We start from the raw sequence: 12,610 nt of genomic DNA, 5'->3' as shown, positions 1-12,610 counted from the left end.
GGTCCGCCACGCGCCCCGGGGCCGACGGTCAGGCGGCGGGTGCCTCCCCAGGTGTCGCCGCCGTGAGGGCGACCGTCGCCTCGGCGCGGACGCCGTTGACGGTCACCGTGAGCAGCACCTGCGCCCCCGGCCGCAGCGCGGTCAGCCGGCCGGTGGCCGGGTCGAACCGGGCCACGTGCCAGGGCTTCACCCCGTCGGGCGGGCCGATGTGCAGGTTCGGCGAGCTCGACCAGTCGGCGCTGACCGGGGCGGCCACCGGCACGGTACGACCACCGGGCTGGATCAGCGTCGCCGTGACGGCCGCCGGGTCGCCCACCACCACGCTCGCCGGCGCGGCCAGCGCGAGCCGGTCGACGTGGGCGTGGAACTCCGCGTCGACCCAGCGTGGCCCCTCGGCGAGCGGGTCGCGTCGGGCCCGCTCGGCCTCCTGCGGGGTCACCGGGTCGACGCCGAACTCGGTCCACCCGGTGAAGCCGCCCAGCTGAGGCGGCGTGGACGGGTTCTTGCCCGAGTTGCCGTTGATGACGTACGGCACCCCGTCCACCCGGTCGGCGTGGAAGGTGCCGACGTGCCCGTTGACGACGAGCGCGCCCTTGCCGGTGCGGTGCTGGAAGTCGGCCAGCCACTGCTCGACCAGCGCCGCCTCCTTGCGGTCGCCGAGCTGGCTCGCCTTCGCCGGGCTGGGATCGCGCGGCGGGTGGTGGAACAGCACGGCGACCGAGCCGACGGCCGGGTCGGCGGCGGCGGAGTCGAGCGTGTCGCGCAGCAGCTGCACCTGGTCGAACCCGCCGCCGCGCAGCGAGCCGGTGGCGGTGTTCAGGGTGACGAAGCGGGTGCCGTCATGGTCGAAGACCCGCGAGGTGGCGCCGAAGACGTGCTGGAAGTTCGTGATCGGGGCGCCCATGATCTCGTGGTTGCCGGGCACGTAGTAGTACGGCAGCTCGCCGCCCAGCTCCTCGTCGAGGATCCGCTTGGCCAGCGCGAAGTCCGCCGGGTACGCGGTGTCCACGAAGTCCCCGTCGATGACCAGGAAGTCCGGCTTCGCCGCCTTGACCTCGCGGAGCGTACGGCGGGCCTGGGCGACCAGGTCGCTGTCCGGGTCGGCGGCGACGAACTGGGCGTCGGACAGCACCGCGAAGCGCCAGGGCGCGCCGTCCACCGTGCCGTCGCGGAGCACCGCCCGGTCGGTGCGCGGTTCCTCGGGTGGCGCCTGGATCGTCGGGGGCACCTTCGCGACCAGGTCGTCGATGACGATCTGACTGGTGTACTGCGCGGCCGGGTTGGTCTCCGCCACGTAGAACCGACGGACCCGGACCGGGTACTGCACGCCGGCCGGCACCGCGAACTCCACGTACTTCCAGCCGGTCCAGGTGAGGTACGGGCCGCGCAGCACGTGCTGGGTGTCCTGGGCGTCGTGCAGGTGCAGGCTGGGCCACTCCCCCTTGCCGTTGCCGTAGATCCACATGCCGAACGCCTGCGGCTGGCCGGGCACCTCGATCCAGGCCGGCGGGTCGGCGTACGCGGCCCGGGTGCCGGTGGACTGGCTGAAGTCGTACGACAGCTTGAGGCCCTGGCCGGTGTGGCCCGGCGCGGGCGCGACGGAGCCGCTGGCCCGGGCCTGGCTGAACTTCCAGGCCGCGGCGTCGTCGAAGCCGGCGACCGGGACGTCGGTCAGTCCGACGGTGACCGGCAGCACGGTGGTGCGCTTGCCGACGTGGACGGTGACCAGGCCGGAGCCGCTCTCGCCGAGCGCCTTGACGGAGAGGTTGCCGTCCCCGGTGGGGGTGACGGCGAGCAGCTTCGGGTCGTACTCGAGCTTCAGGTCGGCCGGCTCGATCGGCGCGGTGTTCCCCTCGGCGTCGTAGCCGACCACCCCGAAGAGCCCGGTGTCGCCCTGCCGGTTCAGACCGAGCCGGTCCACGGTGGAGTCGATCCGGTCCAGCTCCCCGAGCACGGTGAGGTCGAGGGTGCCGCCGGCCTCCGCCCGCCAGGCGGTGACGGTGCTGCCGCCGGGCGCGCCGGCCCGGAAGACGCCCTCGTCGTCCACCGTTCCGTGGACGGCCGGGTTCGCCCGCCACTGCGGAGCCCCGGCGGCCGGGCCGTACGTCTCGTCGTAGCCGGCGGCGGTGAGCCGGCGGGTCAGGCCGGGAAAGACCCGGTCCGGGCGGCCACCGCGGATCGGGGCGACGCCGGGCGCGGCGGTCGGGTCGCTCGCCGTCTCCAGCCAGTACCCGGTGAGCCGGCCGCTGCCCTTCGGCGCGTAGATGGCCAGGCCGTTGGGGACCGGGCGCTCGCTGCCGTCCGAGGGGCTGTTCTCCACCTGCACCGCCGCCGCGCCCGGTTCCCGGGCGAGCAGGGTCGAGGAGCCGCCGCCGTCGAGGTTCAGCGCGGTGTACGCGCCCAGCTCGACCATCATCCGGCCCATCTCGGTCTGCGTGACGCCGCGGCTGTCCACCTGCCGACCGTCCACCGTCAACATGATCATTTTGCGCCCGTCGGCGGAGAAGCCGACGGAGGTGCGCGGGGCGAGGGTCGGGTCGGCGATGTTCTGCACCGCCCCGTCACGGACCAGCACGTTGCCGCCGCCGACCGCGGCGCGCAGGCTGCCGCCGTCGGACGCCTTCGGCCGCCAGGCCACGTCCACCGCGTCGCCGGGGCGCAGCGCGCCGAGGGCGTCCGCGCCGGCCTCCCGGCCGAGCAGCACGGTGGTCCCGGCCGGGATCGGCCCCTCGCCGGGCGCGGTGGCCACGGCCGCGACCCGGCCGCCGGTCACCGCGACCTCGACCACCCGGGCCGCGCCGCTCACCGCCCGCTGCCGGGGGTACGACCCCCAGAGCGGGGTGAAGACGCCGATGCCGTTCGGCTGGACCATGTTGTTGAACTGGGTCAGCGGAACCGGTCCGGCCGGCAGCGTGGCGGTGCCCTCGAAGCCGACCTGGATGACCCGACCCAGCCCCTCGGCGCTGATCGCGGCGGCGTTCGGGTGCCCGGCGACCGGCGACTGGATCAGGTCGCCGGAGCGGATGCCGATGCCCTGGGCCGCACCCGAGTTGTTGATGTCGAAGAAGTCGCCGTTGACGGCGGCGACCGCGCGGGAGCGGTCCACCGCGGCGCGCAGCGGCTCGTCCCGGGTGACCGTGCCGGAGTTGACGTAGTCGACGGTGACGCCGCCGGAGAGGTCGGCGGTGAGCGCGTCGGCGCGCAGCCAGCCCTCGGCGTCGTACCGGTCGAAGGAGGTGAGGTCGAGCCCGGGAGCGACCGGGCGGGTGCTCTTCGCGGTCTCCAGGCCGCCGGCCGGCTCGACGCCGGCCGTGCCGGCCGGCGCCACCCCGGCGTCGCCGGCCAGCGTCACCGAGGAGGCCGGGGCGGAGGAGGCGGCGGGGGCGTCCTCGGCGGCGGTGCGGAGGTCGCCGGCGGGTGCCGCGAGGCCGGCCGGGGCCGGTCCGGGAAGGCTGAGCAGCGGCGTCAGCAGCAGGACGCCGACGAGACGGGCGGATCGTCTGCGGGTTCGCATGGACGACAGTCAACCCGACGCTGCATAGAAGTTTCAATACCCGACGACTTAACCGAAGGAAAACTTCACGCCGGCCCTCGGGTACGACGAAGGGCACGGCCGTGACGGCCGTGCCCTTCGTTCGTGTCCTACCGGGGCGGTGTCACTCCCCCGGCGTCGACTTCGCGATCTGCATCAGGAACTCGATGTTGGTGCGGGACTGCTTGAGGCGGTCCAGCAGCAGGTCGAGCGCCGCCTGCGAGTCCAGCGAGTGCAGCACCTTGCGGAGCTTGTGGATGATCGCCAGCTCCTCCGGCGCGAGCAGGACCTCCTCCTTGCGGGTGCCGGAGGGGTTGATGTCGATCGCCGGGAAGACCCGCTTGTCGGCGATCTTCCGGTCCAGCTTGAGCTCGGCGTTACCGGTGCCCTTGAACTCCTCGAAGATGACCGTGTCCGCCATGGACCCGGTCTCCACCAGCGCGGTGGCGAGGATGGTCAGCGAGCCGCCGTTCTCGATGTTGCGGGCCGCACCGAGGAACCGCTTCGGCGGGTAGAGCGCGGTGGAGTCGATACCACCCGACATGATCCGGCCGCTTGCCGGCGCCGCCAGGTTGTACGACCGACCGAGCCGGGTCACCGAGTCGAGCAGCACGACGACGTCGTGCCCCAGCTCGACCAGGCGCTTCGCCCGCTCGATCGCCAGCTCCGCCACCGTGGTGTGGTCCTGCGGCGGACGGTCGAACGTGGCCGCGATGACCTCGCCCTTCACCGACCGCTGCATGTCGGTGACCTCTTCCGGCCGCTCGTCGACCAGCACCACCATCAGGTGGCACTCCGGGTTGTTGCGGGTGATCGCGTTCGCGATCGCCTGCAGCACCATCGTCTTACCCGCCTTCGGCGGCGAGACGATCAGCGCCCGCTGGCCCTTGCCGATCGGCATGACCAGGTCGATCACCCGGGTGGTCAGGATGTGCGGCTCGGTCTCCAGCCGCAGCCGCTCCTGCGGGTACAGCGGGGTCAGCTTGTAGAACTCCGGCCGCCGCCGCGCCTCCTCCGGCTCCATCCCGTTGATGGTGTCCAGCCGGACCAGCGGGTTGTACTTGTCGCGACGCTGGTCGCTGCTGCCACCGTCGCGGGCGGCCCGCACGGCGCCGGTGATCGCGTCACCGCGGCGCAGGCCGTACTTCTTGATCTGGGACATCGAGACGTAGACGTCGTTCGGGCCGGCCAGGTAGCCAGTGGTCCGGACGAAGGCGTAGTTGTCGAGCACGTCGATGATGCCGGCCACCGGGACGAGCACGTCGTCCTCGCTGACCTGCGGCTCGCGGCCGCCACCGTCGCCGCCGCCCTCGGCCCGGTCGCCCCGGCCGCGTCGACGGTCCCGGAACCGGCTGCGCCGGCCGCGCCGGCCGCCGCCCTCGCCGTCCTCGTCGGAGTCGTTGTCCCGCTCGGCGCGCTGGCCACGGTCGTTGCGGTCGCCGCGCTCGTTGCGCTCGGCACGCTCGGCACCGCGCTCGGCACGCTCGCCGCGCTCGGCACCGCGCTCGGCACGCTCGCCGCGCTCGGCCCGGTCGGCACCGCGCTCGGCCCGCTCGCCGCGCTCGGCACTGCGCTCGGCACGCTCGGCCCGGTCGGCACCGCGCTCGGCCCGCTCTGCGCCGCGCTCGCGACCGCCGCGCTCGGCCCGCTCGCCGGTCTCGGCCGGAGCCTCCTCGGTGCGCGCCTCGGCGGTGGCAGTGGCCCGGCCACGACGGGTCCGGGTGCGACCCTCGGTCGCCTCGGCGGCCGGGGCCGGCGGAGCCTGCTCGGCGGGGCGGCGCTCGGTATCGGCCCGCTCCTGGAGCACCTCGGCGTGTACCTCGTCCCGGGCGGGAGCGGCCGCGGCCGCGACCTCGGCCCGCGGTCGAGGGGTTCCGGCGGCGGCGCCGCCCTGCCGCTCGGTGATCGCGCTGATCAGCTCGCCCTTACGCATGCGAGCCGTACCGGAGATACCGAGCGACGCGGCCAGGCTCTGCAGCTCTGGCAGCAGCATCGCCGACAGGCCGGTACCGCTGCGCCGACGGCGTGTGGGGGCGGCGGTGGTGGCATCGCCAGCGACGTTGGAAACATCCGACGTCACGTCGGTGGTGTCGCTCAATGGATTCCTTCCCTCGATAGGCCGGGACTGCCCGGAGTCGAAAACCAGGTGGCCGGGCGGCCTCGGTGCACCCGCCTCGCATTGACGCGTCGCGGGAGTCTGTGACACAGCAGCCGGTCGGTTTCCCGACTCACCAACATCGGTGAGCAGGTCTCGCCGTCTGCGGCGACCTGTGGAAACTGCGGTGCGGCGTGGGCCTTGGCAGGGGTGACGGGCTGACCGCCGAGAGCTTCGGGGGTGCGCCGACCCGCAGGAGATCGCATGCTTCGCGGCTGTGCTGAGTCTAGAGCGTAATCAACTCTTCCGACCTGCGGCAACAGGGTCCCGCTCGGCGTGTCCCAGTCTACCCCGGGCAACCCGGGCACCGCTGACGTCTATGGGCAACTGCCAGAGCTGCCAGTCTGTTCCCGGGTCGAAGCCCGCTGGCACCTCGGTGAGGGCCAGCACGGTCGGTCCCGCCCCACTGACCACAGCCGCCACACCCGTCGCACGCAGGGCGCTGACCAGGGCCGCGGTCCCCGGCATGCCCGCGGCGCGGTAGTCCTGGTGCAGCCGGTCGACGGTGGCGGGCAGCAGCAGCCCCGGCGCCGCGGTCAGCGCGTGCACCAGCAGCGCCGCCCGGCCGGCGGTCAGCGCGGCGTCGGGATGCGGGACGGTGGCCGGCAGCGCGGCCCGCGCGGCGGCGGTCAGACCGCGTTCCGCGGGCACGAAGACGGTCGGCCGGACGCCGTCGGCGGCGGCCAGCGACACCGCGCGCGCCCCGGACGGCTCGGTCCAGGCGATGGTGAAGCCGCCGCGCAGGCAGGGCGCAACGTTGTCGGGGTGCCCCTCGATCTCGGCGGCCAGTCGCAGCGCCGCGTCGTCGTCGAGCCGCTCGGCCCCGTCGGTGACCAGCGCCCGGGCCAGCAGCACGCCCGCGACGATGGCCGCCGAGGACGAGCCCAGGCCGCGGGCCTGCGGGATCCGGTTGACGCACTCCAGCGCGACGCCCGGCGGCTGTCCGCCCAGCACGTCGAACGCGGCCCGCATGGCCGTCGCGACCAGGTGCCGCTCGCCCTCGGGCAGCTCGCCGGCGCCCTCGCCCGCCACGGTCACGCGTACGCCGCCCGGGGTCACCTCGGCCGCCACGTCGTCGTACAGCCCGAGGGCCAGGCCGAGCGCGTCGAAACCCGGGCCCAGGTTCGCGCTGGTCGCGGGCACCCGGACCCGGACGGGCCCGGCGGTGAAAGTCATCGGCACCGGCTCATGCTAGGGCTCGGGACCGACATCGCGGCGGTCCGCCCGATCCATGGGAATCGAGCCCCACCCACCCCGGGTGGTCGGGCCGCTCGCCGCGCCGCCGGCAGGTCAGGGGGCGGGGGTGGACTCCGGCTCGGTCGCCGGTTCGGTGAGGGAGAGCCGGCGGGTGGCCAGCCGCCAGCCGACGGCGTACACCAGGGTGACCAGTCCGCAACCGGCCAGCACGGTCCGCTCGTTCACGGTGTCCACCACCAGGGCCACCACCAGCTGGCTCAGCGAGATGGCCAGCGTCGCCAGCATCATGTCGGTGGCGAAGACCCGGCCGCGCAACCGGTCCGGCACCTCGCCCTGGAGGGCGTAGTTGGACAGCACCCAGTTGCTGCCGCCGCCGAAGTGGGCGAGGAAGACGAGCACCAGCACCAGCGGGAACCAGCCGACCACCGAGACGCCCAGGTAGGACAGGCCGTACAGCGACATCGACAGGGCCAGGCCGGGCAGCAGCCAGGCCCGGTTGGTGAGCACCCGCCGCATCAGGATCGGCCCGACCAGGGCGCCCGCGCCCCGCGAGGCGAAGAGCAGGCCGGTGCCGACCGCGCCCACCCCGTACACGCCGGCGAGCAGCGGGAACACGGTCAGCACCCCGTTGCCCAGCCCGACCGCCGACTTCACGGTGACCAGGGCCAGCACCCGAGGCCGGTGGACGATGTAGCGCAACGCCTCGCGGATCGCCGGCCAGGTGCGCTGCACGGTGCCGCCGGGTTCGCGGGCGGCCTGCAACGGCCGGCGGATCAGCGCGGCCAGGCCCGCCGCGAGCGCCAGGCCGACCGCCGCCACCCAGAAGCAGGCGTACGGGCCGGCGGCGGCGCTCAGCATGCCGCCGAGCGAGGCGCCGACGACCGTCATGGTGCCCCAGGCGGAACCGGCGATCGCGTTGCCGGCGGCGAGGTCGTCCGGGTCGAGCACGTTGGGCAGGGCGGCCTGGGCGGCCGGCGAGTAGAAGGCCTTCGCCACCGCCACGGCGCCGATCGCCACCATCGCCAGCCACGCCGTCCCGGCGCTGCGGACGCCGAGCAGCAGCAGGACGCCGACCAGCGCGGCGATGTTGGCCACCATCATGATCTTCCGGCGGTCGAACCGGTCCGCGATGGTGCCGGTGTACGGCAGCAACAGGGCGACGGTGCCGGTGTCCACGGCCAGCACCAGCGCGCCCCAGACCCCGCTGCCGGTCAGCTCTGGCAGGAGCACCAGCAGGGGCACCATCACGAACCAGTCCGCCCCGAAGACCACCAGCTCGGCGAGGAAGAGGTTGCGAAAGTCGCGGTTGCGCACGAGGACCGAGAGGGTGGGTGACACGCCGGAACCCTACCGGGCCGGTAAGACGACCGTGCTGTGCCCGAGCAGCTGGGAGACCGTCACGAAGGTGTAGCCGCGGGCGCGCAGCCCGGTGATCATGTCGGGCAGCCCGCGGAGCGCGACCAGCCGCCGTTCCGCACCGACGTCGTGGCCGAGCAGGATGGTGCCGGGCCGCACGTCGGCGACGATCCGCCGGGCGTGGCCGGCCGGGTCGCCCGGAAACTCGCCCTCGACCATCTGCAGCGTCCAGAGCACCAGCCGGTAGTTCAGCCGGGCGGCGGCGTGCAGCACCGCCCCGCCGAGGTGCCCCCACGGCGGGCGGACCAGCCGGGGCGGCACCCCGGCCGCCTCGGCGATCGCGTCGTGGCTGCGCCGCAGGTCGTCGTAGGCGGCGTGCGCGTCGAGCCGGGCCAGGTCCTGGTGGGCCCAGCTGTGGTTGCCCACCTCGTGCTGGCCCAGCCGCCCGCGCAGCAGCGCCGCGTGCTCCCTGGCCCGCGCCCCGACCAGGAAGAACGTGGCCGGTACGCCATGCTCGTCCAGCGTGTCGAGCACCATCGGCGTCCACTGTGGCAGCGGGCCGTCGTCGAAGGTGAGCGCGACCAGCCGGTCGCTGGTGGGCACCCCCCAGGTGACCTCGACGCCGCCTGCGCCGACCTGCTGGTGGCGGGTGCCGAGGGTGGCGCTGGCCGGGCCGTCGGCGAGCGGGAGGCGTCGGTCGGCGATCCAGGCGGTCTGGGCGCTGGCGGCGGTGCCCAGCGCCGCGCCGCCCGCCAGCAGGGCGGTCCGGCGCAGCACGGCCCGGCGGCCCCACCGGCCCGCACCGTCCGCCATGGCCCCCGCCCCCGCTTCGGGACTGCCGCCCCTCCCGGGAGCGATCCAACACTCACAGTATGTGACAACTCGCTCACGGTACAGCGTCGGACATCCGACGCGGTTTGCGCCAGTGCGGACAGCACGGAAAGGCCCCCGGCGGGCTCGGCCTGCCGGGGGCGTCTCCAGGTCGTCAGCTCACTCGCTGGGCGGCAACGGTGACCGCCGGCTCTTCGGCAGGCGCAGCACCTCGAACTGGTCGGTCCCGTCGATCAGCGCCGCCGACGGCCGGGCCGGCGGGTTCGCGACCGCCCGCTCGGCGGGGGCCGCCCCGGCCGCCGCCCACTGGTCGCCGGCACCGGCCCCCACGGTCGCCGGGACCTCCGCCGGCGCCGGGTCACCGGCGGCGGTGCGACCGGTGCGGCGCGCCCGCCGCTCCCGCAGCGACTCCTTGGTGCGCTCCACCATCGTGTAGAGCGTCGGCACCAGGATCAGGGTCAGCAGCGTCGAACTGAGCAGGCCACCGATCACCACCACGGCCAACGGCTGCGAGATGAAGCCGCCCTCGCCGGTGAGCCCGAAGGCCATCGGCAGCAGCGCGAAGATGGTGGCGACCGCGGTCATCAGGATCGGGCGCAGTCGGCGCCGGCCACCCTCGACCACCGCCTCGGTCACGCTCCTGCCCTGCGCCCGGTACTGGTTGATCAGGTCGAGCAGCACGATCGCGTTGGTGACCACGATCCCGACCAGCATCAGCACGCCGATCAGCGCCGGCACGCCCAGCGGCGTCCCGGTGGCCAGCAGCAGCCCGATCGCGCCGGTGGCGGCGAACGGGATGGAGATCAGCAGGATCAGCGCCTGGGTCAGGCTGCGGAACGTCCCCACCATGATCAGGAAGACGATCGCGATCGCGGCCAGCACGGCCAGCCCCAGGTCGGCGAAGGCCTCCTCTTGGTCGGCGCTGACGCCACCCACGGCGAAGGTCGCCCCGGGCACGTCCAGCGCGTCCAGCCGCTTCTGCAGCTCCTGGGTGGTCGCGCCCAGGTTGGAACCGGTGGCCGTACCGGTGACGGAGACGCTGCGCTCACCGTCGATCCGGGTCACCTGCTGCGGCCCCTCCACCTGGTTCACGTCGGCGATGTCGTCCAGCTTGACCGGGCCGACGGGCAGCGCCCGCAGCTCGGCCACGCTCATCGGCGGGCGGGCCCCGGTGCTCAGCACCACGTCCTGCTGCGCTCCGTCGAGGCCGACCTGGCCCAGCGGCGCGCCCCGGTACGCCTGGGCCACGAGCTGGCCCACCGCCGCCTCGGACAGCCCGGCGCGAGCCGCGGCCACCCGGTCGACGGTGACGTCGATCCGGGGCACCCGCTCGGCCAGGCTGGTGGAGACGTCCTCGACGCCCGGCGTACCGGCCATCGCGTCGCGGGCGGCCTCGGCCGCCCGGGTCAGCGCCTCGGGGTCGGCGGCCTGCACGACCACCTCGAGCTGGTTGGCGGAGGTGCTCTGCCCGGCACCGAAGCTCAGCTCACCGGCGTCCGCACCGAGGGCGTCGAACTCCTTCCGGAGAGTCTGCTTGACCTCGGCCGCCTCCGTGCCCTCGTCCAGCGCGACCGAGTAGGTGGCGGTGTTGTTGCCGCCGCCGCCCGCCCACGGCTGGTCGCTGCCGCCCGCGCTCACCTGGTACGTCTTGACGCCCTCGGTACGCGCCAGCACCGCCTCGACCTTCGCGGCGGCCTGGTCGGTGCCGGCCAGCCCGGTGCCGGCCGGCAGCTCCTGGCTGATGTTCAGGGTGTCCTGGCCTGAGTCGTCCAGGAAGTTGGTCTCCAGCTTCTGCGCGAGCCCGAAGGTGCCGAGCAGCACCAGCAGCCCCAGCCCCACGGTGATCCAGCGGGTCTTCCGGGACCGGGTGGCGAACCCGATCGCCGGCAGGTACCCCCGCTGCAGCGGGCTGCGCAGCTCCTTCTCCTCGGCGGCACGCCGCGCCGCCGCGTCGTCCGCGCCGCCGCGGCGCGGCTTGAGGAACCAGTACGCCAGCACCGGGATCACGGTCAGCGAGACCAGCAGGGAGGCCAGCAGGGCGACCGTCACGGTGATCGCGAACGGCGCGAAGAGCTGCCCGACGAAGCCGCCGACCAGCGCGATCGGCGCGAAGACGGCCACCGTGGTGAGGGTGGAGGCGGTCACCGCGCCGGCCACCTCGCGGACCGCGACGATGATCGCGTCCCGCTTCGGTTCGCCGTACTCCAGGTGCCGCTTGACGTTCTCCAGCACCACGATGGAGTCGTCGACCACCCGGCCGACGGCGATGGTGAGCGCGCCGAGGGTGAGCAGGTTGAGCGAGTAGTCGCCGGCCCAGAGCGCGATCAGCGCGACCAGCACGGACAGCGGGATGGAGACCGCGGTGACCAGCGTGGAGCGGAGGGAGAGCAGGAAGACCAGGATCACCACGACCGCCATCAGCAGGCCGAGCAGGCCCTCGGTGGTGAGGCTCTCGATGGACCGCTCGACGAACGGGGCCTGGTCGAAGACGACCGTCAGGTCCGCGCCGGAGGCCGCCTTCAGGTCGTCGAGCCGGTCCCGGATCTCGTGCGAGATCTCCACGGCGTTGCCGTCGGGGGTGGCGGTGACGGCGATGCCCAGGCTGGGCTTGCCGTTGGTCCGGGTGATCGCGGTGGCCGGGGCGAGCTGCTGCTCGACCCGGGCCACGTCGCCGAGCCGGACCGGCGCCGCGGGAGCGGTGGCCAGGACGATGCCGCGCAGGTCGTCGACGGTCCGAACCGGGGTGCCGACCTGGACGGGAAGCGACCGGCTGCCGTCGGCGACCGCGCCGGCCGGCAATGCCACGCCGTTGGTCTTCAACGCCTGGGCGATGGCGGTGGGGGCGAGCCGGGCCGCGGCCAGCTTCGCTCGGTCGGGGGTGATCAGCACGACCTGGTCGCGCGTGCCGGTCACGTCGACCGTGCGGACCCCGTCCAGGCCCTCCAGCTCCGGTACGACGGTCTGGCGCAGCTTCTCCGCCAGCGCCCGCTCGTCGCCGCCACCGCTGGCGGCGACCACCACGGCGGGCAGGTCGTCCGTGCTGCCGGCGATGACCTGCGGGTCCACCCCGGCGGGGAGCTGGGCGTCGATCCGGTTCAGCGCGGTCTGCATCTTGTTCACCACGTCGTCCAGGTCGGTGCCGAACTCGTACTGCACCTGGACGGTGGTGGCGCCCTCGCGGGAGGTGGAGGTGACCTTGTCCAGCCCCGGGATGCCCTGGAGGCTGTTCTCGATCGGTTCGGTGACCTGGGACTCGACGATCTCCGGCGCGGCACCCGGATACGCCGCCACGATGAACGCGGCGGGGAACTCCAGCGACGGCAGCAGCTGCTGCTTCAGCGACGGTACGGCGAACGCCCCGAACGCCGTGGTCACCAGCGCGATGAGGGCGATCAAGCCCCGGTTGGCGAGGCTGAATCTGGCGAGCAGCGACATCGGCGTGGCTCACTCCTGAGAAAGGGTCTGCGGGGTAGCCCGAAGTCTGCCCGACCCGATCCACCCCACCCCCACCACCCCACCCACCCCACCAGACCCCACCC

At 74.0% G+C, this 12,610-nt stretch carries 6 protein-coding genes; all 6 read right to left on the bottom strand.

The features are described 5' to 3' along the window. Nucleotides 1–28: 28 nt before the first annotated feature. A complete protein-coding gene (locus ACFOYX_RS21415) occupies nt 29–3,514 on the bottom strand; it encodes a phosphodiester glycosidase family protein (protein WP_322443686.1) in 3,486 nt (1,161 codons plus the stop codon). Between the two features lie 142 nt (nt 3,515–3,656). After that, entirely contained in the window at nt 3,657–5,630 is a 1,974-nt protein-coding gene (gene rho / locus ACFOYX_RS21410; protein ID WP_322443685.1) for a transcription termination factor Rho, read from the bottom strand. Nucleotides 5,631–5,924: 294 nt separating this feature from the next. After that, nucleotides 5,925–6,863: a homoserine kinase gene (gene thrB / locus ACFOYX_RS21405; protein ID WP_322443700.1), complete on the bottom strand. Its 939-nt coding sequence runs from the start codon at nt 6,861–6,863 to the stop codon at nt 5,925–5,927. A 114-nt stretch (nt 6,864–6,977) separates the two neighbouring features. Next, a complete protein-coding gene (locus ACFOYX_RS21400) occupies nt 6,978–8,222 on the bottom strand; it encodes an MFS transporter (protein ID WP_322443684.1) in 1,245 nt (414 codons plus the stop codon). Between the two features lie 9 nt (nt 8,223–8,231). Beyond that, nucleotides 8,232–9,053, bottom strand: a complete 822-nt coding sequence (locus ACFOYX_RS21395; RefSeq protein ID WP_322443683.1) for a polysaccharide deacetylase family protein — start codon at nt 9,051–9,053, stop codon at nt 8,232–8,234. Nucleotides 9,054–9,230: 177 nt separating this feature from the next. After that, a complete protein-coding gene (locus ACFOYX_RS21390; protein WP_322443682.1) occupies nt 9,231–12,506 on the bottom strand; it encodes an efflux RND transporter permease subunit in 3,276 nt (1,091 codons plus the stop codon). Between the last annotated feature and the right edge of the window lie 104 nt (nt 12,507–12,610).

The organism is Micromonospora sp. GCM10011541, assembly GCF_042650725.1.
Lineage (GTDB): Bacteria > Actinomycetota > Actinomycetes > Mycobacteriales > Micromonosporaceae > Micromonospora > Micromonospora sicca.
This window is presented reverse-complemented; position numbering and strand designations above follow the sequence as displayed.